Annotated in this window: 22 protein-coding genes; 2 read left to right on the top strand and 20 right to left on the bottom strand. The window is 65.4% G+C overall.

What is annotated here, in order from left to right; translation table 11 throughout:
• Positions 1 to 71: 71 nt before the first annotated feature.
• The 14 genes from hflX to QTH91_RS06355 form a co-directional block, all read right to left on the bottom strand.
• Positions 72 to 1,241, bottom strand: coding sequence for a GTPase HflX (hflX, locus tag QTH91_RS06420; RefSeq protein ID WP_286659171.1), 1,170 nt, complete (start codon positions 1,239 to 1,241; stop codon positions 72 to 74).
• 55 nt (positions 1,242 to 1,296) lie between these two features.
• Positions 1,297 to 1,539, bottom strand: coding sequence for an RNA chaperone Hfq (gene hfq / locus QTH91_RS06415; protein WP_286659170.1), 243 nt, complete (start codon positions 1,537 to 1,539; stop codon positions 1,297 to 1,299).
• Positions 1,540 to 1,678: 139 nt separating this feature from the next.
• On the bottom strand, positions 1,679 to 3,025 hold the full coding sequence (gene der / locus QTH91_RS06410; RefSeq protein WP_286659169.1) for a ribosome biogenesis GTPase Der: 1,347 nt from the start codon (positions 3,023 to 3,025) through the stop codon (positions 1,679 to 1,681).
• Positions 3,026 to 3,083: 58 nt separating this feature from the next.
• A complete protein-coding gene (bamB, locus tag QTH91_RS06405; protein ID WP_286659168.1) occupies positions 3,084 to 4,229 on the bottom strand; it encodes an outer membrane protein assembly factor BamB in 1,146 nt (381 codons plus the stop codon).
• Positions 4,230 to 4,288: 59 nt separating this feature from the next.
• On the bottom strand, positions 4,289 to 4,951 hold the full coding sequence (locus QTH91_RS06400) for a YfgM family protein (protein WP_286659167.1): 663 nt from the start codon (positions 4,949 to 4,951) through the stop codon (positions 4,289 to 4,291).
• A 6-nt stretch (positions 4,952 to 4,957) separates the two neighbouring features.
• Complete coding sequence (gene hisS / locus QTH91_RS06395) at positions 4,958 to 6,238, bottom strand: histidine--tRNA ligase (RefSeq protein WP_286659635.1); 1,281 nt, start codon at positions 6,236 to 6,238, stop codon at positions 4,958 to 4,960.
• A 106-nt stretch (positions 6,239 to 6,344) separates the two neighbouring features.
• Positions 6,345 to 7,640 (bottom strand): flavodoxin-dependent (E)-4-hydroxy-3-methylbut-2-enyl-diphosphate synthase, encoded by a 1,296-nt coding sequence (gene ispG, locus QTH91_RS06390; protein ID WP_286659166.1) that lies wholly within the window; start codon positions 7,638 to 7,640, stop codon positions 6,345 to 6,347.
• A complete protein-coding gene (locus tag QTH91_RS06385; RefSeq protein WP_286659165.1) occupies positions 7,637 to 8,698 on the bottom strand; it encodes a helix-turn-helix domain-containing protein in 1,062 nt (353 codons plus the stop codon). Before QTH91_RS06385 ends, ispG begins: the two co-directional genes overlap by 4 nt.
• Positions 8,691 to 9,530 (bottom strand): type IV pilus biogenesis/stability protein PilW, encoded by an 840-nt coding sequence (pilW, locus tag QTH91_RS06380; RefSeq protein ID WP_286659164.1) that lies wholly within the window; start codon positions 9,528 to 9,530, stop codon positions 8,691 to 8,693. Before pilW ends, QTH91_RS06385 begins: the two co-directional genes overlap by 8 nt.
• A complete protein-coding gene (rlmN, locus tag QTH91_RS06375) occupies positions 9,527 to 10,714 on the bottom strand; it encodes a dual-specificity RNA methyltransferase RlmN (RefSeq protein ID WP_286659163.1) in 1,188 nt (395 codons plus the stop codon). The genes pilW and rlmN overlap by 4 nt, the downstream gene beginning before the upstream one ends.
• A 22-nt stretch (positions 10,715 to 10,736) precedes the next feature.
• On the bottom strand, positions 10,737 to 11,162 hold the full coding sequence (gene ndk, locus QTH91_RS06370; protein ID WP_286659162.1) for a nucleoside-diphosphate kinase: 426 nt from the start codon (positions 11,160 to 11,162) through the stop codon (positions 10,737 to 10,739).
• 192 nt (positions 11,163 to 11,354) lie between these two features.
• The gene (locus QTH91_RS06365; protein WP_286659161.1) at positions 11,355 to 13,175 is read right to left on the bottom strand and encodes a pseudouridine synthase; all 1,821 of its coding nucleotides are present in this window, start codon (positions 13,173 to 13,175) and stop codon (positions 11,355 to 11,357) included.
• Positions 13,172 to 13,999, bottom strand: coding sequence for an SMC-Scp complex subunit ScpB (gene scpB / locus QTH91_RS06360; protein WP_286659160.1), 828 nt, complete (start codon positions 13,997 to 13,999; stop codon positions 13,172 to 13,174). The genes QTH91_RS06365 and scpB overlap by 4 nt, the downstream gene beginning before the upstream one ends.
• A 133-nt stretch (positions 14,000 to 14,132) precedes the next feature.
• Positions 14,133 to 15,137, bottom strand: a complete 1,005-nt coding sequence (locus QTH91_RS06355; protein WP_390368716.1) for an RluA family pseudouridine synthase — start codon at positions 15,135 to 15,137, stop codon at positions 14,133 to 14,135.
• Between the two features lie 33 nt (positions 15,138 to 15,170).
• Here QTH91_RS06355 and QTH91_RS06350 point away from each other — a divergent pair, with 33 nt between their 5' ends.
• Positions 15,171 to 15,986, top strand: coding sequence for an outer membrane protein assembly factor BamD (locus tag QTH91_RS06350; RefSeq protein WP_286659159.1), 816 nt, complete (start codon positions 15,171 to 15,173; stop codon positions 15,984 to 15,986).
• A gap of 16 nt (positions 15,987 to 16,002) precedes the next feature.
• On the opposite strand, the gene yoaA is transcribed toward QTH91_RS06350, so the two are convergent.
• Together yoaA and QTH91_RS06340 are read right to left on the bottom strand one after the other, a co-directional pair.
• Positions 16,003 to 18,057 carry a DNA repair helicase YoaA gene (gene yoaA / locus QTH91_RS06345; RefSeq protein ID WP_286659158.1) on the bottom strand — a complete coding sequence of 685 codons (2,055 nt, stop codon included), beginning with the start codon at positions 18,055 to 18,057 and terminating at the stop codon, positions 16,003 to 16,005.
• A 66-nt stretch (positions 18,058 to 18,123) separates the two neighbouring features.
• Positions 18,124 to 18,327, bottom strand: coding sequence for a DUF465 domain-containing protein (locus QTH91_RS06340; RefSeq protein ID WP_286659157.1), 204 nt, complete (start codon positions 18,325 to 18,327; stop codon positions 18,124 to 18,126).
• Positions 18,328 to 18,467: 140 nt separating this feature from the next.
• Between QTH91_RS06340 and QTH91_RS06335 the strand changes: the two genes are divergently transcribed.
• The gene (locus QTH91_RS06335) at positions 18,468 to 19,244 is read left to right on the top strand and encodes a PP2C family protein-serine/threonine phosphatase (protein ID WP_286659156.1); all 777 of its coding nucleotides are present in this window, start codon (positions 18,468 to 18,470) and stop codon (positions 19,242 to 19,244) included.
• A gap of 33 nt (positions 19,245 to 19,277) precedes the next feature.
• Here the strand turns inward: QTH91_RS06335 and QTH91_RS06330 are convergent, their stop codons facing one another.
• Genes QTH91_RS06330 through odhB form a run of 4 tightly spaced genes read right to left on the bottom strand, consistent with a single transcriptional unit; the run spans position 19,278 to position 23,812 of the window.
• Positions 19,278 to 19,970: a hypothetical protein gene (locus QTH91_RS06330; RefSeq protein WP_286659155.1), complete on the bottom strand. Its 693-nt coding sequence runs from the start codon at positions 19,968 to 19,970 to the stop codon at positions 19,278 to 19,280.
• Positions 19,967 to 21,082 carry a cell division protein ZapE gene (gene zapE, locus QTH91_RS06325; protein WP_286659154.1) on the bottom strand — a complete coding sequence of 372 codons (1,116 nt, stop codon included), beginning with the start codon at positions 21,080 to 21,082 and terminating at the stop codon, positions 19,967 to 19,969. The genes QTH91_RS06330 and zapE overlap by 4 nt, the downstream gene beginning before the upstream one ends.
• Before the next feature lie 7 nt (positions 21,083 to 21,089).
• Entirely contained in the window at positions 21,090 to 22,520 is a 1,431-nt protein-coding gene (gene lpdA / locus QTH91_RS06320) for a dihydrolipoyl dehydrogenase (RefSeq protein WP_286659153.1), read from the bottom strand.
• A 17-nt stretch (positions 22,521 to 22,537) separates the two neighbouring features.
• Positions 22,538 to 23,812 (bottom strand): 2-oxoglutarate dehydrogenase complex dihydrolipoyllysine-residue succinyltransferase, encoded by a 1,275-nt coding sequence (odhB, locus tag QTH91_RS06315; RefSeq protein WP_286659152.1) that lies wholly within the window; start codon positions 23,810 to 23,812, stop codon positions 22,538 to 22,540.
• Positions 23,813 to 23,855: the final 43 nt, after the last annotated feature.

Raw genomic sequence — 23,855 nt, 5'->3', positions numbered from 1 at the left:
CAACAGTGGCTTTGCAATCATTAGTTTCTTTTCTTCTCGTCTAACAGTGAATGGCGCGCCAATTGTGCCAATCAATGCGCCGCATCCTGCAATGGCGCAGCATCGGCAAGGGGCTTCGAGGACATCGCGGCCATTGCCCGCTGGGCAAGCTCTTCCCGCAGTTCGGCCAGTCCCTCGCCCGTTCGGGCACTGAGGAAGACACGGGTCAACAGCCGTCCGTCCACTTCCATGTGATCCTTCAGGCGAACAGGTCGACGCTCGGGCTCGATGGCATCCAGCTTGTTGAAGATCATCAGCTGGGGTACATCGGCCGCTCCGATTTCCTCGAGCACGGCGCGCACCTCGTCCATTTGCTCCGGATGGTGAGGATTGGACGCATCCACCACGTGCAGTAGCAGGTCGGCGTCGACCGCCTCCTGCAAGGTGGCCTTGAACGCATCGACCAGTCCGTGCGGCAGATCCCGGATGAAACCCACGGTGTCGGAAATGGAAACGCTCCGTCCGGCGTCGCCCAGGTAGAGGTGGCGCGTCGTGGTGTCCAGCGTGGCAAAGAGCTGATCGGCGGCATAGGCCCGGGCCTTGACCAGCGCGTTGAACAGCGAAGACTTGCCGGCGTTGGTATAGCCGACCAACGAGATATTGAAAGTGTCGCGGCGCTCGCGCTGGCGGCGCTGCGTGCCGCGTTGGCGCTGCACCTTGGCCAGCCGTTCGCGCGTCCGCCGGATGGCGTCACCGATCATCCGGCGATCCAGCTCGATCTGGGTTTCGCCGGGGCCGCCACGGGTACCGATGCCGCCGCGCTGACGCTCCAGGTGCGACCAGCGGCGAACCAGCCGGGTGCTCAGGTATTGGAGACGCGCCAGTTCGACCTGAAGCTTGCCTTCGTGGCTGCGGGCCCGCTGGGCGAAGATCTCCAGAATGAGAAAGGTGCGGTCGTAGACGGCCGCACCGATGGCGCGTTCCAGGTTGCGCTGCTGGGCGGGGCTCAAGGCCTGATCGAAGATGACCTCGCTGGCGCGATGCATCTCGGCCAGTTCGCGGATTTCATCGGCCTTGCCGCTGCCCACGAAGAGTGCGGCGTCCGGCGCCTTGCGTTTGCAGGTCAGGCGAGCCACCGGATCGAGGCCCGCGGTTTGCGCGAGCAGCCCAAGTTCTTCGAGTTCACCGTCAAAATGCGGCAAGCCGAAGTCCACACCCACCAGGATGGCGGCGCCAGCGACGCGGGGAATCTGTTCAGCCAATCGGGATGTGGCTTTCGTGAAGGGGGCGCGGCGTCAGCCTGCCACGCCCGGCCGATCAGGCAGCGGCGTCCTGTTCAGCGGCAGAGAAATTGACTGCGCGGCCCGGGACGATCGTCGAGATGGCGTGCTTGTAGACCATCTGAGTCACGGTGTTGCGCAGGAGGACGACGTACTGGTCGAACGACTCGATCTGACCTTGCAGCTTGATGCCGTTGACCAGGTAGATCGACACCGGAACATGTTCGCGGCGCAGCGTATTGAGGAACGGGTCTTGAAGAAGCTGCCCTTTGTTGCTCACGATATTCTCCGTGTTCAAGAAGTTGTTGTTGGACTCTGAACCTTATCACAGGGTTTCTGCAGTGCAGCAGATCGGTTCAATGGCCCTCGAAAAATAAAGGCACTGCCGGGTGTGCCCGGAGGCTGCGCCGACCGGGGCGTCAGCCCTCCTTGTCGGCAAACGGATTGTGCGAAGTCTTGAATTCGATGCGCAGCGGCGTGCCGACCAGGTCGAACTCCTTGCGGAACCGGCCTTCGAGAAAGCGTCGATACGCATCGGTCACGTGTTCCAGCGAATTGCCGTGGATCACGATCACCGGCGGGTTCATGCCACCTTGGTGCGCATAGCGAAGCTTGGGGCGGAACATGCCCGTCTTCTTGGGGGTCTGGAACTGCACCGCCTCTTGCAAGAGGCGTGTGAGCACCGGCGTGGACATCTTGCGCGTTGCGGCCTTGTGAGCCTGGGCAATGGCCTGCCAGACCGGCCCCAGGCCTTGTCGCTTGGCCGCCGAGATGAAATTGAGCGAGGCGAACTTCAAGAATGGCAGGCGACTCTCGATCTGCCGATTCACTTGCTCGCGCTGGTAGGCGTCCACCGCGTCCCACTTGTTGACCGCGATCACCACTGCGCGGCCGCTTTCCAGGATGTAGCCGGCAATGTGGGCGTCCTGATCGGTCACGCCCTGCGTCGCGTCCAGTAGCAGCAAGACGACGTTGGCCGATTCGATGGCCTGCAGCGTCTTGACCACCGAGAACTTCTCGATAGCCTCGAACACCCTGCCCTTGCGCCGCAGTCCCGCCGTGTCGATGAGCTCGAAGCGTTGGCCGTTGCGCTCGAAGGGCACCGTGATCGCATCGCGCGTGGTGCCGGGCATGTCGAAGGCGACCAGGCGCTCCTCACCCAGCCAAGTGTTGATCAATGTGGACTTGCCCACGTTCGGTCGCCCGGCCACGGCCAGACGGATGGGCTTGGCCTCGGCGTCATCGCCGAAATCGTCTTCCTCGACGTCAGGCAGGTTGAGCGACTCCAGCGCCAGATCGACGATGTCCCGCACGCCCTGACCGTGAGCGGCCGAAACGGCATGCACCTCGCCAAAACCCAGCTCGTAGAAATCGACCAGTCGGGCGCTGCTTTGCATGCCTTCGGCCTTGTTGGCCACCAGGATGCAGGGCTTGCCCAGACGGCGAAGTTCATTGGCGATGTCATGGTCCTGCGCGGACAGCCCATCGCGCGCATCGACCACGAAGATGACCACATCCGCCTCGGCTACCGCCTGGCGGGTCTGCTTGGCCATCTCGCTATAAATGCCGCTGCCCGCATCGGGCTCGAAGCCACCCGTGTCGATGACGATGTATTCGCGGTTTCCGGCCCGGCCATTGCCATAGTGCCGATCGCGCGTCAGCCCGGCGAAGTCGGCCACGATGGCGTCGCGCGTCTTGGTGAGCCGGTTGAACAGGGTCGATTTGCCCACGTTGGGCCGCCCTACCAGAGCGATAACCGGCTTCATGCGCCTTCCTTTTATTGCAGCGTTCGCTGTTCTTGTTGAATGGGCGCCCGGCCGGCCCTTACTTGGGCCGATATCCGAAAACGCCGCCCTTGGCGGTCACGACCACGAGGGTGCCAGCCACCAGCACCGGATCGGCCGCGATGGCGGAACCGTCGGGAGACACGCGCGCCAGCAGTTTGCCGTCATCGCGGCTCAACAGCAGCAGATTGCCGCTGCCTTCGCCAAGAATGAGGGCTCGGCCGGCCGCCAGAGGCGCGGTGAGTTGCCGGTACTTGAGCGCGTCGGTGCTCCAGATCTGCTCGCCGTCGCGGCGACGCCAGGCCGTCACGACGCCATTCTGCTCGGCACCATAGAGCGTGTTCTCGTCACCCGTGACGCCCTCTGAACCCGAGGACGGCTTGGTCCAGACCAGTGTGCCCCGATTGCCGTCCACGCAGCCGACGGCGGCGACGTAGGCGCGAGCACAGATGGTCCCGCCGGCCACGCTGATGGTGCCCGTCAGATCGACCAGGCGCTCGACGTCATTGGTGCCACGCGGGGACGCGATGGGCGCCTCCCAGACCGACGCGCCATTGGCCGGGTTCATCGCCACCAGTCGTGCGCCGATGCCGGTGACCAGCGCATCGTTCACCGCCTGCAGCACGCCGGGTCGCTTGAGCACCAGAGCCTCGGCAGGTCGCGTCTGCGTCCACAGGCGCCGCCCGCTCTGGCCATCCCAGGCGGATGTGGCCCGATCGGCGCCTTGCACGAAGATGCGGCGCCCCGCCACCAAAGGCGGCGTGAACGTCTCGGCGCTCAGCTTCTTCTTCCAGAGGATCTCGCCGCCCTGAATGGCCACGAGTTCGTTCTCGCGCGTGACCACGGCCGCCAGCGTGCCGTCGCTGCCGACGCCTGCATTCAGGCTCACGCCCACGTCGACCCGCCACAGTTCCTTGCCGGTACGCGCGTCGATGGCCAGCACGGTGCCCTTTTCGCCACCGGCCACCACGACCACGTCGTCAGACACGTCGGAGACGAGCGGGAACTTGACCTCCGGCAGCTTGAACGACCAGGCCTGGCTCAGTCCGATGAGATCGGGGTTGGCGGGAAGCTCGGCAGGCTTGGGCTTGGAGTCGCCCGAACAAGCCACCAGGACGAGCGCGGACAGGACGATGGCGGCACCCCGGCGCAGGCGTGCACCGGGCAGGAATCGCTTGGTCTTCATGGTTCGTTGGGTCCCTGCGGAAACAGCAATTGATTCTGGTCCAAGTGAGTGGGCGCCGGTCAGGGCTTCGCCTTGAGCGTGGATGCGTCTACGCCGACGGCGTTGAGCTTGATCTCGACCATGCGGCGATAGGCGTCTTGAGCGTCCATGCCTTGCCACGCCTGTTCGTAGGCGGAGCGGGCTTCGCTTCGCTTGCCCTGGGCCAGGAAGATGTCGCCCTTGCGGTCGGCAACCAGCGCCTCGAATTCCTTGGGCACCGGTTTGTCGAGCAACTTGAGCGCTTCGTCGTAAGACTTGGCCTGCATCAACTCGGCGGACAGGCGAAGGCGTGCGACGGCCTGGTAGCCGGGGTCAGACGCCTGCTCCGAGACCCATGCCAGCGCCGCCTGCGATGCCTGTGCATTGCCCTTGTCGCGCAACGCCTTGGCGGCCAGCAGCCCCGCCTGGGGCGCGTAGGCCGTGCCGGCGAACTTGTCCTTCATATCGGCAAGCGCCCGTTCGACGCGAGCCGTGTCGCCACTCTCCGAGGCCCGCAGCATCTCGTCATAGAGCGCTGCCGCTCCTGCTGCCTTGCTGCGCTGGTGGTATTGCCAACCCTGCCAGCCGATGACACCCAGCGCAACCACCACGAGCACGCCCGTGATGAGATTGCCCCAGGTGGCCCAGAAGTGCTTGAGCCGGTCGAGTTGTTCCTGTTCTTCGAGATCGAGATGGGTAGCCATGCGCTGTCAGTCGTTGGGAGCGGAAGATTGTAGGTGGGTCGCCAGGGCGTCCGGATCGGCCAGCGCCAGCGCCCGCTGCTCGCCCTTGCCATCGCGCAGTGACTTGAGCGTCACTTCGCCACGTGCCAGTTCGTCACCGCCGAACACCAGGGCAAAGCCGGCGCCGCTGGCGTCGGCCTTCTTGAACTGCGACTTGAAGCTGCCCAGGCCGTCCGCGGTGGCCGCGTGCATCTGCACGCGAACGCCCCGCTCTCGCAGCTGCGTCAACGTGCGCAGCGCCACAGGCATGGCCGATGCATCGGGCACGACGGCGTAGGCATGGGGCGGCGCCACCGGCACCTCGGCGCCCTGCTCGTCGAGCAGCGCCAGCACGCGCTCGATGCCCAGCGCCCAGCCCACGGCGGGTGCCGCCTTGCCGCCGATCTGGATGATCAGGTCGTCGTAGCGGCCACCGGCGCACACAGTGCCTTGCGAACCCAGGCGGTCGGTGACGAACTCGAAGACCGAGAGGTTGTAGTAGTCCAGCCCGCGCACCAGGCGCGGGTTGATGGTGTAGTCCACGTCGTTGGCCTTCAGGATGGCCTGCAGGCCCTCGAAGTGGGCAAGCGACTCGGCCCCCAGGAAGTCGAGCAGGCGCGGAGCGCCCTCGACCAGCTCTTGCATGGCGGGATTCTTGGTGTCCAGGATGCGCAGCGGATTGCTGTGCAAGCGCCGACGGGCGTCTTCGTCCAACTTGTCGGCGTGCCGCTCCAGGTAGGCGATCAGCTGCTCGCGATGCGCCGCACGCTCGGCAGGCTGCCCCAGGCTGTTGAGCTCCAGACGCACATCCGTCAGGCCGATGGCCTTCCACAGGGCTCGCGCCAGCAGGATGAGTTCGGCATCGACATCCGGCCCGGCAAAGCCCAGCGCCTCGGCCCCGATCTGGTGGAACTGCCGGTAGCGGCCGCGCTGCGGCTTCTCGCGCCGGAACATGGGCCCCATGTAGTAAAGGCGCTTGCCGCCGTCGTACAGCAGGTTGTGCTCGACCACCGCGCGGACCACGCCAGCAGTGTTCTCCGGCCGCATGGTCAGGTGTTCCGCCTGGCCATGCTTGTCGGAGCGGTCCTCGAAGGAATACATCTCCTTCTCGACGATGTCGGTGACCTCGCCGATACCGCGCACGAACAACTGCGTGTGCTCGAGGATGGGCGTGCGCACGTTGCGGTATGCAAAGCGTGCCATCTGCTCGCGCACGATGGCTTCGAGCCACTCCCAGCGGGCCGACTCGGGCGGCAGGATGTCGTTCATGCCCTTCACCGCCGCCAGCTTTTCGAATTTGGCGACCTTGGCCTTGCCGGATGGAAAAACGGGCGCCTGCGCGCCCGATGATGGCTCTTGTGACATGTTCAATGGTTCAGACCGGATCAAGTACTGGCGCTGGCTTCCCGAAACGCTGCTCGACGTAGCGCTCGACCAGCGCATGGAATTCATTGGCGATGTTGTCGCCACGCAGGGTGAGCGCCTTCTCGCCATCGATGAAAACGGGGGCGGCGGGGGCCTCGCCGGTGCCGGGCAGGCTGATGCCGATGTCGGCATGCTTGCTCTCGCCGGGACCGTTGACGATGCAGCCCATGACCGCCACCTTCATGCCCTCGACGCCCGGGTACTTGTTGCGCCACACAGGCATCTGCATGCGCAGATAGTCGTCGATCTGCTTGGCGAGTTCCTGGAACGTGGTGCTGGTGGTCCGTCCGCACCCCGGGCAGGCGGTGACGCTGGGCACGAACACGCGCAGCCCCAAGGCCTGAAGGATTTCGCTGGCAATCACGACTTCCTGCGTGCGCGATTCGCCAGGCTGCGGCGTGAGCGAGACGCGGATCGTGTCGCCAATGCCCTCTTGCAAAAGGATGCCCAGTGCAACCGAGGACGCCACGGTGCCCTTGGTGCCCATGCCGGCTTCGGTCAGACCCAGATGCAAGGGGTAGTCGCAGCGGCGCGCGAGTTCGCGGTAGACGGAAATGAGGTCTTGCACACCACTGACCTTGCACGACAGGATGATTTGCTCACCCCGCATGCCCATCGACTCGGCCAAGCGGGCCGACTCGATCGCGGATGTGATGAGCGCCTCGTACATGACGTGCTTGGCGTCCCACGGCTCCGCGCGGCGGCTGTTGGCGTCCATCAGGCTGGCCAGCAGGTCCTGATCGAGGCTGCCCCAGTTCACACCGATGCGCACCACCTTGTCCCATCGCATGGCCGCCTCGATCATCTGACCGAACTGCCGATCGCGCTTGTCGCCCTTGCCCACGTTGCCGGGGTTGATCCGATATTTGGACAGCGCCTGGGCGCAGTCCGGGAACTCGGTCAGCAAGCGATGGCCGTTGTAGTGGAAGTCGCCCACCAGCGGCACGTCCACGCCCATGCGGTCGAGTTGCTCGCGGATATACGGCACCTGCTGAGCAGCCTCGGGCGTGTTGACGGTGATGCGCACCATCTCGGAGCCAGCCTGCGCCAGTTCCTTGACCTGGATCGCGGTGCCGATGGCATCTTGCGTATCGGTGTTGGTCATCGACTGCACCCGCACCGGAGCGTCGCCGCCGACGGTGACCACCCGCGGCCCCCACACCACACGCGCCTGCCGCGAGCGGCGCGGCTTGGGCGCGGCAGCTTCGATCGGCAGACAGGAGAAATCGGTGAGGTTGTCCGTCATGGCTTGACCTCGAAGCGGGCAACACCACCCGAACGCGTCAGCTCCTTCAGATCGAAGGGCTTGCCGCGCACGCTGACATCGACGCCGGCCGCATTGCCAACGACCACGGCGAGCGGCGGCTCGCCCGGCACGGACACGGTCTCCCCGCCCTTGACCAAGCGCCGCAGCAACTGTTTGCCACCACCGTCGGTGACGGAAATCCAGGCGTCCGAGCGTGCAGAGAAGCTGAGGATCGACGTGGGACTGGGCACCGCAGGTGCGGTGGCGCCCGAACCCGCCGAGGGTGGCACCGAGTTGGACATGCCCGAGCCACCGGCCGCATTGGCAGAGGGCGCCGCGGCGCCACCGGAGGCAGCAGGCAACGACGGACTACTGGCAAGGGCGCCGGGCACCACGGCCGGCGCGGGCGTCGCTGGCGAGACCGCCGCATTCCCAGCAGCAGGCAACACCGGCGCCAGAACGGGGGCCGTCGCGCTTGTGGTCGCCGCCGCTGGCGACGTACTCGTGTCGGCGCTCGCAGCCGCGTCCACCGCAGTCGCCTCAGTGTTGGCCTGCTCCCGGCCGCCGGACAACATCCGGTCAACGGCGGCGGAGAACTGCTCCAGCTTTGCCGGCGGCAGCCAGACCAGCAGCGCGGCACCGATGAGAAGCAGTGCCACGATGACGACCAGGATGCGCGATCCAGCGCCTCCCCCGCCATTGCGGGCGGGTGCCGGCCGGAACGTCGCATTCGTGCGTCGCTGTGCTTCCGCCAGGCCGGGCTGTCGTGCACCGGGCAGTTTCTCGAGCACCGGCTTGGGATCGATGCGCAAGGCCCGGCAGATGCTCGCGGCCAGGGCACGTGCAAACACGGGGTCGGGCAAGGCCTCGAAGTCATCGGTCTCCAGGGCCTCGACTTTCTGCACGGGCACCTTCAGGGCAGCAGCCACCACGGCGACATCGATGCCATGCGCCTCGCGCGCCGCGCGCAGCATCTCGCCGGCACTTTGCATGCTTGCATCGCTGGTCACCAGCGGCACCGCGGCCGAGGCACCAAACTCACTGGCCCGCTCAATCATTGAAATTCCCACGCTCGTAGGCCAGCGCCTCGCGCGATTGCGGGAAGCGCTGCGTCAGCTGCGCGCCGAGTTGGCCGGCAGCCTCGCGGTTGTTCAGCTGGCGCTCCACCTTGACGCCCAGCCACAGGGTTTCTGCCGTCGCTGCCTGGCTGTTGTTCACGCGTCGGATGTAGAACTGGGCGCGCGCCCAATCCTGCCTCTGACTCAGCAGCAATGCCAGGTTGTAGGCAACGATGGGGTTGTTGGGGTCGATCTCATAGGCCCGCGTCAGCGCGCGTTCGGCCTCGGCAGAACGGCCCGCCTGCATGTCGCACACGCCCATGGTCATGAGCGTCTTGGCCTGATCCGCATATCCGGGCGTTTCCAGCGCACGCTGGAATTGGCCAATGCCATCGCCATAGCGCTTCTGCTGGCACAGCAGCCAACCGTAGTTGTGCATGGCGTTGCCGTCGCGCGGATTGATCGAGATGGCCCGCCGAAAGCTGTCTTCGGCAAGACCAGGGTCGTCGAGACGCATGTAGACCAGCCCGCGCAGGTTGTAGGCGTCGCCATAACCCGGATCGATGGCCAACGCCTGCTTCACCTCGTCCAGAGCCACGTTGGTCTGCCCGTTCTGGAAATACCCCAAGGCCAGCTCGAGCCGAAGCCTGGCCCGCTTGCGCGCCTGGCCCTCGTCCGATGCCGTCTGTGGCACCTGCTCGGCGCCGAAGCTGACATCCGAAGTCTGGCGCGTGCTGGTCGTACTGACGCATCCGGCCAGCATGAAGGCCGCCAACGCGGCAAACAACAGGCACCGCGATCCAGCACGGGCATTCGGAAGGGCAAAGCTCATCGGGTCTGGGCTCCTGGCTTCTCGGGTTTCTTGGCGTTGGTTTGGCCAACGGGATGAATGGCAATGTGCCTGTGCCCCGCTGCCTCTCGGCGCTGTGCCATCCGCTCGGCGGCACGCGTACGATCCTTGACGTCTCCGGCCAGTTGGCCACAGGCGGCATCGATGTCGTCGCCGCGCGTCTTGCGCACGGTCGTGATGATTCCGGCCTCGCTGAGCAGCTTGGCGAAAGCCTGCACCCGCGCAGCGGGCGAACGCAGCAGGCCGGAGGCCGGAAACGGATTGAACGGGATCAGGTTGAACTTGCAAGACACGCCTCGGCCGGCGTGACGCTTGACCAGTTCGATCAATTGGCTCGCGTGCTCGGGCTGGTCGTTGACCCCATCGAGCATGCAGTACTCGAAGGTGATGAAGTCGCGCGGCGCGTAGGCCAGGTAGCGATTGCACGCATCGAGCAACTCGGCGATCGGATACTTGCGATTGAGCGGCACGAGGTCATCGCGCAGCGGATCGTTGGGCGCATGCAGCGACACCGCCAGCGCCACCGGGCAATCCTCGCCCAGGCGGTCCATCATGGGCACGACGCCCGAAGTCGACACCGTCACACGGCGGCGCGACAGGCCGTAGGCGTTGTCGTCGAGCATGGTGCGCAGTGCCGGCACCAGCGCCGCATAGTTTTGAAGCGGCTCGCCCATGCCCATCATCACGACGTTGGAGATGACGCGTTCCTCTCGCCCCAGGTGGCGGCGCAGGAAATGCTCCGCAAACCACAGCTGGGCAACGATCTCTCCCGTGGTGAGGTTGCGCGAGAAACCCTGGTGGCCCGTGGAACAGAAACGGCAGCCCACGGCACAACCCGCCTGCGACGACACGCACAGCGTTCCGCGGTCGTCTTCGGGAATGAACACGGCTTCGACGGCGTTGCCGTCACCCACGTCGAACAGCCACTTGATCGTGCCGTCCTTCGATTCGTGCTGGGTCAGGATCGGCAGACCAGCCACATGCGCATTGCCACTGAGCTTCTCGCGCAGCGACTTGGCCAGGTCGGTCATGCGGGCGAAATCGCTTTCGCCACGCTGGTGTATCCACCTGAAAAGCTGGGTGGCGCGGAAGCGCTTTTCACCCAGCCGTTCGCAAAACGCGGCCAGCCCCTCCAGATCGAAGTCGAGCAGGTTGGCCGTCGTCATTGCTGAAGGCAACGCCGCGCGATCAGCGCGCGTAGACGTTCTGGCCGGGGAAGAAGAAAGCGATCTCGACGGCGGCCGTCTCGGGCGCGTCCGAACCGTGGACCGCGTTGGCGTCGATGCTTTCGGCGAAGTCGGCGCGGATGGTGCCGGCGGCGGCCTTCTTCGGGTCGGTGGCGCCCATCAGGTCGCGGTTCTTGGCGATGGCGTTGTCGCCTTCGAGCACTTGCACGAAAACAGGTCCGGAGATCATGAAGTCGACCAGGTCCTTGAAGAAGGGGCGCTCCTTGTGCACGGCGTAGAACTGCTCGGCTTCGCCGCGCGACAGGTGCACCAACTTCGCAGCGGCAACCTTCAGGCCAGCGGCCTCAAAGCGGGAGACGATCTTGCCGATGACGTTCTTGGCGACGGCGTCGGGCTTGATGATGGAAAGGGTGCGTTCGATGGCCATTTGAGTTGCTTCCTGAGCTTGGACTTTGATATGCAAGGAAATATTTGCCAAGTTGGTACGCTCGCCACGAGCGAATACCACGACTTGACAAAGCTTTTAATTCTAACCCGGCGCCCCTTTCCAGGATGGACGCGGGGGCCGAATTGAAGTTCCCGATCTGGCTTCGACCAGTCGGGGCGCAGTGCGCGGGCGTCAGCGACCGCCGCGACGACGGTTGGAGCCGCCCCGGCGATTTCCGCCTCCGCCGCCGCCACCACCACCGCCCCCGTAGCCACCACCGCCACCGCCACCGCCACCGCCACGCCCGTCGCGCCGCTGGCGCTGCAGGCTGTCGGCGCCGATGTAGCCCAGCGACGTCTTCATCGGGTCCGGCTGGGCCGCCGCGCCGCCACCGGCGCCTCGGTTGTTTCCTCGGCGCTGCCCGCCTTGGGCGCCGCCGGAAAGGTCCATGCCCGGCCCACGATTGCGGCCACCACGACCGCCGCGACGCCCATCGCCTTGCGGACCCGCCGTCTGCGGCCCGCCGTCAGGCCTTGGGCCATTGCCACCGCGACGACGGTTGCGCTTGTTGTTGCGGCCGTCGCCGTCACGCTGCTGCGGGGCACGCGCTTGGCCCTGGACGCCTGCGGCGCGCAGGAGCTGTTGGATGTCGCGGTCGTCCAACTCCATCCACGCACCACGCTTGAGGCCTCGGGGCAGCAGCATGGCGCCGTAGCGGATGCGGATGAGCCGGCTCACCGCATGCCCGACCGCCTCGCACATGCGACGCACCTCGCGGTTGCGGCCCTCCGAAATCGTCACCCGGTACCAGCAATTGGCGCCCTCGCCGCCGCCGTCTTCGATGCTTCCGAAGCGCGCCATACCGTCGTCCAGTCGTACACCGTCGAGCAGCTTTTGCTTTTCCTCGTTGCTCAGGGCGCCCAGGACACGGACGGCGTATTCACGCTCCAGGCCGAAGCGCGGGTGCATGAGCTGGTTGGCCAGTTCACCCGAGCTGGTGAAAAGGAGCAGGCCTTCAGTGTTCAGGTCCAGACGCCCCACGGATTGCCACTTGCCTTGCTGAAGGCGCGGCAGCTTGCGGAACACGGTCGGGCGATTTTGCGGATCGTCATGCGTGACGACTTCGCCTGCGGGCTTGTGATAGGCGATCACCCGCGCTGGCGGCGGAGCAATGCGAAAGCGGATCGGCTTGCCGTTGACCCGGATCTGGTCGCCGTACTGGATGCGCTGACCCACGTGGGCTGGCTCGTTGTTGACCGAAATCCGACCTTGAAGGATGAGTTGCTCCATCTCCAGGCGCGAGCCCAGGCCAGCCTGGGCCAGCACCTTGTGCAGCTTGGGCGAGTCGGCTTCGGGCAGCAGGACGCGCTTGAGCGGCGCGACGCCAGGGTCGACTTCGTCGGCATCGAACCGGCCGGAGACCACATCGCCGAAGCTGATCGGCTCGGGCGGCGGCGTGTTGCGAGCTTCGCGAAGCGCGGCACGGCGAGCGCGGTCGAGATCGTCTTCCTCGTCGTCCAGAAGGTCTTCGTCCTCTTCCTCATCATCCCGGTCACCGTCCCGGTCGTCGTAATCGCTTTGACGACCCTGAGTCTCTTCTTGTGGCGCCGATTGCACAGCCTCGGCGCCTTGAACGTCGTTTGCGACCGTCGAGTCCGCCGAGACTGGCGCAGCCTGCGCGCCTTCGGATTCGCCGTCGACCGCTCCGGAGTCCTTGCTCGCCGCCTTGGCGACGCGCGGCTTGGTAGGGCTACGACGGCGTTGACGCGGTGACCGATCGACCTCCGCCTCGGCCGTCGGCGATTCGTCCCGACCCTCGCCACTCGACGGCGCGACCTGCGCAGCTTCACCCTCCGCCGGCGGCGCGGCCTCTGCCGCCTTTGCACGGCGCGGCCGACGCGGGGTCTTTGCCGGCGCCGAGCCGGCCACCGCCGGGGATTCGCCTTCCGGTGACACGGCCGGCTTGTCGGCGGCGTCGTTCGGAACGGGGGTATCGGGTGTTTCAGGGTTCATGACAGGGTTCCGGAAGGCGCAGCGCGGGAAGAATCGTCGTCCGCGACTTCATCGCGCGGCTCGGAAGAGTGATCAATGTCTGGCGGAGGAACGGCTTGGCCGGCGTCGCCTTCAGCTGCTTCGACGGGCGAAGCGTGGTTCAAGGATGGCGGCGCGTCCGCCGAAGCATCGGCAATGGGCGCCTCGGCGTCAGGCGAGGGCTCCGTCGGCGGCGATTCGGCCGGCACCTCGCCCGGCATATCGGCCGGCACCTCATCGATCGGCAAGGCGCCCTGCTCCTGGCTGAGCGCGTCCACCAGCGCAGCAGGACCGGCCGGCGATTCAATCAGCGGCAACTGGTCGAGCGACTCCAGGCCCAGGTCATCCAGGAACTGGCGAGTCGTGGCGTAAAGGCCCGGCCGACCCACCGTTTCGCGATGTCCGATCACCTCGACCCAGCCCCGGTCCTCCAGTTGCTTGAGGATCTGGGAGTTGATCGTCACGCCGCGGATGTCCTCCATGTCGCCTCGGGTGACCGGCTGACGGTAGGCAATGATGGCCAGCGTCTCGAGCGCGGCGCGGGTGTAGCGCGGCGGCTTTTCGGGATGCAGCCGATCGAGGTGGTCGCGCATCTCGGGCCGGCTCTGGAAGCGCCAGCCGCTGGCCACGCTTATCAATTCGAGGCCACGTTGCGTCCATTCGTCCTGCAGTTCATGCAGCAGCGTCTTGATCGTGTCGGCACCCAGCTCGTCGTCGAACAGCACGCGCAACTCGCGCACTGGCAGCGGCTGGCTTGAACAGATCAAGGCGGTTTCAAGAATGCGCTTGGCATCCGCCGTATTCATGTTTCGCGAATCTCGGGATTACTCGGGCGCCGGATCGCGGCGCGGCCTTGGGGGAGAAACTCAGCTTGGTGCTGCCACCGGTGCCAGTGCAGCGGGCCGGCACGCCTGGGCGCCGACACGGCCCAGCAGGCCGTTACGAGGCATTGTAGTGCAGGCTCCAGGCCTCGATGCCGGCCCGCATGTCCGCAGGCAAGCGCGAATGAAACTCCAGTAGCAGCCCCGTCACCGGATGCTCGAAGGCCAGACGAAACGCATGCAATGCCTGGCGTTGCAGTTCCGTCGTGGACTTGCCTCCATAGAGCGTGTCGCCCACAAGAGGATGGCCGATCGAGGCCATGTGCACGCGGATTTGGTGCGTGCGACCCGTCTCGAGCGTGCAGCGCACCAGACAGCCGGACGCGGCGCTGTCCAGGCACTCGAAGAACGTTCTCGCTGGTTTGCCCGAGTTCCGGTCCAGATCAACCACCGCCATTCGCAAGCGGTTGCGCGGATCGCGCCCGATGGCAGCGTCGACATGGCGGGCGCCACCCTGCCACGATCGATGCGCCAGGGCAAGGTACTGGCGCGTGACTTCGCGCGCTGCGATGCGGTTGACCAGCGCGTCCATGGCAGCTCGCGTACGCGCAACGACCATCAAGCCGCTGGTGTCGCGGTCCAGGCGATGAACAATGCCGGCGCGGGGCAACAGCGCCGCCTTGGCATCGAGCGCGAGCAGCCCGTTGAGCAAAGTGCCACTCCAGTGGCCGGGCGCCGGGTGCACCACCAGGCCGACAGGCTTGTCGATCACGCGCAGGTGCTCGTCTTCGTAGACCACCTCCAGGAGCATCGGCTCGGGCTTGAAGGCCTGACTCTGGGGCGTCGGGCGCAGTTCGATCTGCCCTTGCTGGGCTGCCCGCACGCCGGCAGAGGGCTTGACGACGGCTCGGGCGTCCAACTGCACCGCGCCCGCCTCGATGAGCTGGCGCAGGTAGTTGCGCGAGAACTCCGGGATCAGTTCCGCCAAGGCCTTGTCCAGGCGCTCGCCATGCAGCGCGGCAGGGATCTGGAAGGTGCGGATTTCGCTCGACTGCGCCGGATCGGCATCGGGCCAGACATCCCCGTCGTCGGCCTCGGTTGCAAGGGGGTCGGCCGATATAATCGAAGGCTCGTCTTTCACGGAGGCATGGCTTTCATGTTGCGCTGCAAATTATCGGTGGTCCCGCGATGGGCCGCACTCTCCGCGATGGCGGCCGGTTCCATTCTCATGGCCGGTTGTGCGACCGATGAGGACAAGACGGCCAACTGGAGTCCCAACAAGATCTACAGCGAGGCCAAGGACGAATCCAACTCCGGCGCCTACGACAAGGCCGTGCCGCTGTACGAGAAGCTCGAGGGCCGCGCGGCCGGCACGGCGCTGGCTCAGCAAGCCCAGATCGAGAAAGCCTACGCCCAGTACAAGTCGGGTGAAAAGGCAGCCGCCATCGCCACGCTGGATCGCTTCATGAAGCTGCATCCCGCGAGCCCCGCCTACGACTATGCGCTTTACATGCGCGGCGTGGTCAACTTCAACGACGACCTGGGCATGTTCTCGAGCTTCACCCGGCAGGATCTTTCCGAACGCGACCAGAAGGCCGCCAAGGAATCCTTCGAGTCGTTCAAGGAACTGGTCACACGTTTCCCCGAGTCGCGCTACACGCCCGACGCCCGGGCGCGCATGAATTACATCGTGAACTCGCTCGCGCAATACGAAGTTCACGTAGCCCGCTACTACTACTCGCGCGGCGCCTATCTGGCAGCCATCAATCGCGCGCAGATCGCCATCGCGGACTACCGCGAAGTGCCCGCCGTCGAAGAAGCGCTCTACATCATGGTGCGCTCATACGACGCCCTGGGACTGACCGACCTTCGCGACGACGCGCAGCGCGTGCTGACCACCAACTATCCGAACAGCACCTACCTGGCCAAGGGTTTCAAGGCGAAAGACGATCCTTGGTGGAAGCTCTGGTAGCCGCTCTCAAAGCTTTCTAGACAAAGCTGTCGTCTTGCGCATTGAGCGCGACCAACTCGTCCAAGGCGACATCCAGACTCTCTTCGTTCTCCAGGCGCCGCATGGCAGGCACTGCGCCGAGCAGGCGTTTTCCGTAGCCCATGCTGATCAGGCGGGTGTCGCAGATCACCAGCACGCCCCGATCGGTCTCGCGCCTGATCAACCGGCCAGCGCCCTGCTTGAGGGCGATGGCCGCTTCGGGCACGAAATAGTCGTTGAAAGGGCTGCGACCCTGGGCCTCCAACCGTCGGCCACGCGCCTCGACCAGTGGATCGTTGGGTGGCGGGAACGGCAGCTTGTCGATCACTACCAACTGAAGCGCGTCGCCCGGCGCGTCGAAGCCTTCCCAGAAGGACGCAGTGGCCACCAGCACGCAGCCACCCCGTCCATGCTGCGCGCCTTCTCGAAAGCGATCCATCAGCACACGCTTGGGGAGTTCGCCTTGCACCAGTACTTCGATGGGCGACAGCATGTCCGCGGCGCCGAAGCGGCGAGACAGATCCTCGCCAATGCTTCGTAGCGCGCGCGTGGTCGTGGTCAGGACCAGCGTCCGGCCGCCCAGGCGCTGTGCACCGCGTGCGGCGATGCGGGCGACCTGCGCACCGTGTGACGGGTCTTGGGGTCGCGGGAAATCGCGCGGCACGTACAGCGCCGCCTGCCTTGCATAGTCGAAGGGGCTCGAGACCCTGAGCACACGGGCCTCCTGCAAACCACAGGGCTCGGTGAACCAGCGCAGCCTGGCGTCGTCCCCGAGCGTCGCGCTGGTAAAGATCCAACTGCGGCGCTCAGGCTCCGCTTGGGCCGCCCCCTCGCCTTCGCCATCCTGCTCGCCGCTTCCGATCTGCAGCACGCGGGTTCGAATCGCGTCGGCAATGTCCAGCGGCGATTCGACCAGTCTCAGTTGCTGACCGACATCCACCCAACGCACCGACTCTGGCGCGCAAGGCAACGCGAAGCGCGCGCTGCGGCGAGCGAGTTCCATCGCACGTTCGTACAGGCGCGTGAAGTCGGGGGAGAGTTCACTGACGGTGTCGAGGCCATCTGCCGCGGCTTCGATCGATTGCTGAAGCTGCTCCAGCGCGAACTGCCATTGGTGGGGGTCCAATCCCTCGGGCACTGCTTCGTTCCAGCGCAGCTTGGTGCCGGGCCATTGCTTTCCGGCGACCAGGCGCAATTCCCTGGCCGCGTGCTCCACGCCGGCGGCCAGCTGCGTCCAGTCCACCAAGCCGCGCGCGTGCTGCAAGCCGGCGGCAAGCACGTCGCGAGCGAAGTCCAGCGCCTGCGCGCTGCCCAGTTGCACGCCCAGAAACTGGATGCCCGTCTCGTTGAGCTGATGCGCCTCGTCGAACACGGCGACCCGAACGGTCGGCAGCAATTCGGCCATCCCGGATTCCCGAACAGCCAGGTCTGCGAAGAAGAGGTGGTGATTCACCACGACCACGTCCGCCGCCAAGGCCTCGCGGCGCGCCTGATTGACGTGGCAAGCGCGGAACTTGGGGCACTGAGCGCCCAGGCAGTTCTCGCGCGAGGAAGTGACCAGGGGAATGACGGGCGAGCGCTCGTCGAGGCCTGGCAGTTCCGCCAGATCACCCGTGCGCGTTGCCTGCGCCCATTGCTCGATCTTGGCCAAGGCGCGCGCGGCGCCGCGGTCGTCATGGCCGTCGCGGCGCGCCAGCTCCAGTCGATGAAGGCACAGATAGCTGCCACGCCCCTTGAGCAGAGCCATGCGAATGGGCAAGGCCAGCGCCTCGACCAGGCGCGGCAGGTCGCGGCCGAACAATTGATCCTGCAGCGCCTTGGTGGCGGTGGAGATCATCACCCGCTCGCCACTGAGCAGCGCCGGCACCAGATACGAGAACGTCTTTCCGACTCCGGTACCCGCTTCCACCACCAGTTGCCCGCCTGTCTCGATGGCTTCTGCAACGGCCAGCGCCATATTCGTCTGGCCTTCTCGCACGTGGAATTGCTCCGCCGCCAACGACAGTGCGCCGTCAGGCAGAAAGGCCTCGTGCACGCGTTCTTGAAGGGACATCAGTCCAGGCTCATTGAAACGATCGCCGCGCGAGGCCGCCCACGGCTCGCTGGCGAGGGGCACGACTCAAGCGGGCTCCTGAGGATCGATCTCGCGTTCGAGCCGTTCGATCTGGTCGCGCAACGCAAGGCGGCGCTTCTTGAGGCGCCGCAGCAGCAGTTCGTCGATCGGGATGGTTTCGGCAAGGCGGTCGATGGTGGCGTCCAAGTCCGCATGTTCCATACGACATTCGATCAACTGGCGGGCCAAGGAGTGAAGATTGGAGTCCAAAGTTGCGTCGCGTACACACTGGGTGATGCGCAACCTCCGTTCGCTCGGATAATAGTCCAAGACTCACCGGACCTTGCGCGACCACTCGTGCTCCTGGCTCACCGGTGCTGCACCACCACACTCCGGCACGCCAAGCACCGATGACACGAGGCTTCCGACTCGCCGCAGCCAGCGGGCTGCACCAGGGCGACCGCCCCTATCAGCAGGACCAGGTCATGACGCTGGCGCACCCGCATGCCAAGGGCTGCGTGATGGGCCTGGTGGCGGATGGCATGGGCGGACGCAGCGGCGGGCGCAAGGCGGCCGACCAGGTCATGATGACCGCGCGCCAGCTGTTCGCCAAGTTCTCCCCGACCGTCGATCTGGCTTCCGATCTCCTCGGGCGGCTGGTCAACGATTCACACACGGTCATCAAGCTCACCGCGGTCTCGTCCGAGCAGGAGCCACACAGCACGGTTGCCGCGTTCGTGTTGAACCCCAATGGTTCCTGCACTTGGGTTCATGTCGGTGACTCGCGCATCTACCATTTCCGGCACGGCCGCATGGTCAGCCGGACCAAGGACCACTCGTACGTCCAGGCGCTGGTGGACCGTGGTGAGATCGTCGAAAGCGAAATGGACATCCATCCGCAAGCGAACATCCTGCTCGGCTGCCTAGGGATGACCACGAGCGAACCGCCAATCGAGACGCAGCACATCGACAAGCTCGAACCCGGCGACGCGCTGCTGGCCTGCAGCGACGGCCTCTGGCACTACTTCCTGCCCGAGGAGATGGGCGCCGTGATTGCGGAGCGTACGCCTCGCGAGGCGGTTGAATTGCTGGTCGACGAGGCACGCATCCGCGCGCGCGGCACGGGCGACAACATCTCGCTGGCCGTGCTCAAGCTCGAGCCCTTACCCAAGGAAGACAAGCGTTGATGCCTGTCCGTTGAGCGGACGATCCCTGACGGTTCAAGGCGGAGGTGGGGGCAGCGGCGCGGCACGCGGCTTGGTGCGCTTGGCGTTGCGCTCGTCCAGCTCGGCTCGGGCCTTGCGGGCAGCTTCCACCTTCGCATCGTATTGCGCACGCTCGGTCGCGTCCTGCTCGCGTCTTTCCTCGCGCCGCTGATTCTCGGCCACGTTAGCTCGCTGCTTTTCTTCCCACTCGCGTCGGTTCTGCGCCGCCGTCGCTTCACGTTGCCCACGAGCAGCAGCCTGCTCGGCGGCGCGCCGGTCCAGGTCCTGCTGGGACTGCAGGGCCTTCCTGCGCGCTTCTTCGGCATCGACACCTGTCGCCTTGGCATTGAGCGCTTGCAGGCGCGCAATGGCAGCATCGCCCTTGCGTTGCCGCTCCGCATCGTTGATGGCGGCTTCTTGCCGCCCCAGTTCCTCGACCTGCACGCGGCGCTGACGGCGGCTGTCGTTGAGGCAGTCGTTGACTGCGAAGCGGCTGTAGCAGGCGGCCCGCTCCTTTTCGTAGCGCGCCTCGATCTCCTCGCGCTCCTTGGCGATACGCTGGCGGTCGGACTCGGCCTGGGCGTCGAGGCGGGCATCCGGGTCGGCGGCGGAGGCAGCCGGAATCGTCACCACCTTTCGACCGACGTCCTGGGCCCACACCTGACAAGTCAGGAGAACGAGCACAAGCGCGGAGATGGGACGGATCATGTGATGCGGGTGTCGACCGCGCGGCGCTCCAGGGCGAGGAACTCGGCGGACTGCATTTCGTGCAAACGCGAAATCGTACGCGGAAATTCGTGCGCTAGCGGTCCTTCCGTGTACAGCCCTTCAGGCGGCACCGCGGCCGACATGATGAGTTTGACGCGACGGTCATACAGCACGTCCACCAGCAACGTAAAGCGACGTGCTTCTGAAGCCATGCGCACCGGCATGTGCGGCACGTCAGAAAGCAGAACAGTGTGGAACTGGCTTGCGATCTCGAGGTAGTCGTTCTGCGACCGGGGGCCGCCGCACAGGGCCTTGAAGTCGAACCACACGACGCCGCCGGCTCGCCGCCGCGCACGGATCTCGCGCGATTCGATGTGCAACATCGGACTTTCGTCCGCGCTTTCCGCCAGGCGCTCGAAAGCCTGCGCCATCTCGGCATCTGCCTCTTGCCCATTGGGCGTGAGGTACAGGCGCACCGCCTCGAGCGTACGGCGGCGATAGTCCGTCCCGTTGTCGACATTGACCACATCCAGGTTCTGGTTGAGCAACTGGATGGCCGGAAAGATGCGGTCCCGGTGCAGGCCGTCGGGATAGAGATCGTCGGGCCTGAAGTTCGATGTCGTGACGAAGCCCACGCCGTTGTCGAACAAGGCCACGAGCAAGCGGTGCAGGATCATTGCATCGGTGATGTCCGCCACATGGAACTCATCGAAGCAGATCAGCCGGTAGCGCTTGGCAATGCGCCGGCCCAGTTCGTCGAGTGGATTCACCGTGCCTTGCAAGTCGGCGAGTTCGCGATGCACTTCGCGCATGAACTCGTGGAAGTGCAGGCGCGTCTTGCGCTTGACCGGTACCGCTTCGTAGAAGCAGTCCATCAGAAAGCTCTTGCCGCGCCCCACCCCGCCGAACATGTAGACGCCGCGCGGAATCTCCGGCCGGTTGACCAGCTTCTTGAGGGCGTTGGAGCGGCGTGACTTATAGGCCACCCACTCTTGGCAGCAACGCTCCAACGCATCGATGGCGCGCAACTGAGCGGGGTCGCTTTCGAAACCCCGCTTCTTCAGCTCCGCCTCATAGACGGAGCGGACCGAATGGTCGCCGCTGACTGCCACGCGCCGATCAGAAGTTCAGCGTACGCTTGTCGACAGCCAGGGCAGCTTCCTTGGTCGCTTCGCTGAGGGACGGATGAGCATGGCAGATGCGCGCGATGTCTTCGGCGCTGGCCTTGAATTCCATCGCCACCACGGCTTCGGAGATCAGCTCGCTGGCCATCGGCCCGACGATGTGAACGCCCAGGATCTCGTCAGTCGCGGCATCGGCCAGGAACTTGACCATGCCCGTCGTGTCGCCCAAGGCACGCGCCCGGCCATTGGCCAGGAACGGGAAGGTGCCGGCCTTGTAGGCCCGACCTTCGGCCTTGAGCTGCTGCTCGGTCTGTCCGACCCACGCGATCTCGGGGGAGGTGTAGATCACCCACGGGATGGTGTTGAAGTTGACATGGCCATGCTGACCGGCAATGCGCTCGGCCACGGCAACGCCCTCTTCCTCGGCCTTGTGCGCCAGCATCGGGCCGCGCACCACGTCGCCAATGGCCCAGACGTTGGGCAAATTGGTCTTGCAGTCACCGTCCACGACGATGGCGCCGCGATCATCGAGCTTCAGGCCAACGGCATCGGGATTCAGGCCGATGGTGTTGGGCACGCGGCCGATCGAGACGATGAGCTTGTCGACATCGAGCGATTGCGCTTCGCCCTTGGCGTTCTCGTACGCAATCGAAACGCCCTTCTTGCCGGACTTGATCTCACCGACCTTCACGCCGAGCTCGATCTTCAGACCCTGCTTGTCGAAAGCCTTCTTGGCCTCCTTCGCGATCTGTTCGTCCACCGCGCCGAGGAAGGTCGGCAGCGCTTCGAGCACGGTCACGTCAGCGCCAACGCGGCGCCAGACCGAACCCATTTCCAGGCCGATCACGCCGGAGCCGATCAGAGCCAGCTTCTTGGGCACAGCGCCGATGCGCAGAGCGCCGTCGTTGGAGAGCACGTTTTCTTCGTCGAAAGGCACGCCGGGCAAGGCACGGGCATTGGAGCCCGTGGCCACGATGATGTGCTTGCCGCTGATCGTCTCTTCGGCCGCACCGGCGACCTTGATCTCATAGCCGCCATCGGCCGCCTTCACGAAGGAGCCACGACCGTGGAACGACGTGACCTTGTTCTTCTTGAAGAGGAATTGGATGCCGTCGTTGTTCTGCTTCACGACGGCGTCCTTGCGGCCGACCATCTTGGCGATGTCGATCTTCACGTCGCTGGCCGTGATGCCATGCTCGGCGAAGTGCTTGTTCGCGTGCTCGAAATGCTCGGACGACTGCAGCAGCGCCTTCGAGGGAATGCAACCCACGTTGGTGCAGGTGCCACCCAGCGCGGGCTTGCCGTCCTTGTTCTTCCATTCGTCGATACAGGCGACGGAAAAGCCCAGTTGAGCCGCACGGATGGCGGCGATGTAACCGCCAGGTCCACCGCCGATCACGACGACGTCGAATTGCTTGTTGCTCATGACTTGACGCCCCGCCTTCAGATGCCGAACAGCAGGCGAGCGGGATCTTCCAGCGCGTCCTTCATGGCCACCAGGCCCAGCACGGCTTCGCGGCCGTCGATGATCCGGTGGTCATAGCTCATGGCCAGGTAGTTCATCGGGCGAACCACGATCTGGCCGTTCTCGACCACGGCGCGATCCTTGGTGGCGTGCACGCCCAGAATGGCCGATTGCGGCGGGTTGATGATGGGCGTCGAAAGCATCGAGCCGAAAGTGCCGCCGTTGGAGATGGAGAAGGTACCGCCGGTCATGTCTTCGATGCCCAGCTTGCCTTCTTGCGCCTTCTTGCCGAACTCGGCGATCTTCTTCTCGATGTCGGCGAAGCTCATCTGATCTGCATTGCGCAGGATCGGCACCACCAGGCCGCGGGGCGAACCCACCGCGATGCCGATGTCGAAGTAGCCGTGGTAGACGATGTCATTGCCGTCAACCGAGGCATTGAGCACGGGGTACTTCTTGAGCGCATGCACGGCAGCCTTCACGAAGAAGCTCATGAAGCCAAGCTTGGTGCCGTGTTCCTTGGTGAACGCATCCTGGAACTTCTTGCGCAGGTCCATCACGGGCGCCATGTTCACTTCGTTGAACGTGGTCAGGATGGCGTTGGTGCTTTGCGATTGCAGCAGGCGCTCGGCAATGCGGGCGCGCAGGCGGCTCATCGGCACGCGCTGCTCGGGGCGCTCGCCCAGGTCCTGCGAAGCCGACGGGGCCTGCACTTGCGGCAGCGCGGTCTTCGGCACGCCGGTGGGGATCTGCACTGCGGGTGCCGCAGAAGGCGCACCGGCGCCGCGAGCGACGGCGGAGATCACATCGCCCTTGGTCACGCGGCCATCCTTGCCGGTGCCAGCCACGTCGGCCACCGTCAGGTTGTTGTCGGCCAGCAGCTTGGCAGCGGCCGGCATGGCGACGTCGCCCTTGCTGTTGCCGCTCGCCACGGGTGCAGCAGCAGCAGCCGGAGCGGGTGCAGCGGCGGCAGGCGCAGGTGCCGCAGCGGGCGCTGCCGCGCCAGCCTTGGCCGCGGTGTCGATCTTGGCGATCACCTGGTCGGCCGTGACGGTGGCGCCGTCGGCCTGGACGATCTCTGCCAGAACCCCAGCAGAGGGCGCGGGCACTTCGAGGACGACCTTGTCGGTTTCGATCTCGATCAGGATTTCATCGATAGCGACGGCTTCGCCGGGCTTCTTCTTCCACTGCAGGAGGGTGGCCTCGGCCACGGATTCGGACAGTTGGGGAACCTTGACTTCTACGATAGACATTTGAATGAGTTCTTTCGCTTCGCTGTGCTCTTTTCGAGGGCAG

It is taken from the genome of Variovorax dokdonensis (assembly GCF_030316895.1).
In the GTDB taxonomy this organism is placed as follows: Bacteria; Pseudomonadota; Gammaproteobacteria; order Burkholderiales; family Burkholderiaceae_C; genus Variovorax; species Variovorax dokdonensis.
This window is presented reverse-complemented; position numbering and strand designations above follow the sequence as displayed.

Coding starts and splice junctions, on each gene's coding strand:
- QTH91_RS06330 (WP_286659155.1), bottom strand. CDS start 19,970: ATGATCCGTCCCATCTCCGCGCTTGTGCTCGTTCTCCTGACTTGTCAG.
- yoaA (WP_286659158.1), bottom strand. CDS start 18,057: ATGTCCCTTCAAGAACGCGTGCACGAGGCCTTTCTGCCTGACGGCGCA.
- QTH91_RS06385 (WP_286659165.1), bottom strand. CDS start 8,698: ATGATTGAGCGGGCCAGTGAGTTTGGTGCCTCGGCCGCGGTGCCGCTG.
- QTH91_RS06400 (WP_286659167.1), bottom strand. CDS start 4,951: ATGGCTACCCATCTCGATCTCGAAGAACAGGAACAACTCGACCGGCTC.
- der (WP_286659169.1), bottom strand. CDS start 3,025: ATGAAGCCGGTTATCGCTCTGGTAGGGCGGCCCAACGTGGGCAAATCG.
- rlmN (WP_286659163.1), bottom strand. CDS start 10,714: ATGACGACGGCCAACCTGCTCGACTTCGATCTGGAGGGGCTGGCCGCG.
- QTH91_RS06335 (WP_286659156.1), top strand. CDS start 18,468: ATGACACGAGGCTTCCGACTCGCCGCAGCCAGCGGGCTGCACCAGGGC.
- odhB (WP_286659152.1), bottom strand. CDS start 23,812: ATGTCTATCGTAGAAGTCAAGGTTCCCCAACTGTCCGAATCCGTGGCC.
- ispG (WP_286659166.1), bottom strand. CDS start 7,640: ATGACGGACAACCTCACCGATTTCTCCTGTCTGCCGATCGAAGCTGCC.
- QTH91_RS06365 (WP_286659161.1), bottom strand. CDS start 13,175: ATGAACCCTGAAACACCCGATACCCCCGTTCCGAACGACGCCGCCGAC.
- hisS (WP_286659635.1), bottom strand. CDS start 6,238: ATGAACGACATCCTGCCGCCCGAGTCGGCCCGCTGGGAGTGGCTCGAA.
- scpB (WP_286659160.1), bottom strand. CDS start 13,999: ATGAATACGGCGGATGCCAAGCGCATTCTTGAAACCGCCTTGATCTGT.
- lpdA (WP_286659153.1), bottom strand. CDS start 22,520: ATGAGCAACAAGCAATTCGACGTCGTCGTGATCGGCGGTGGACCTGGC.
- pilW (WP_286659164.1), bottom strand. CDS start 9,530: ATGAGCTTTGCCCTTCCGAATGCCCGTGCTGGATCGCGGTGCCTGTTG.
- bamB (WP_286659168.1), bottom strand. CDS start 4,229: ATGAAGACCAAGCGATTCCTGCCCGGTGCACGCCTGCGCCGGGGTGCC.
- ndk (WP_286659162.1), bottom strand. CDS start 11,162: ATGGCCATCGAACGCACCCTTTCCATCATCAAGCCCGACGCCGTCGCC.
- QTH91_RS06350 (WP_286659159.1), top strand. CDS start 15,171: ATGTTGCGCTGCAAATTATCGGTGGTCCCGCGATGGGCCGCACTCTCC.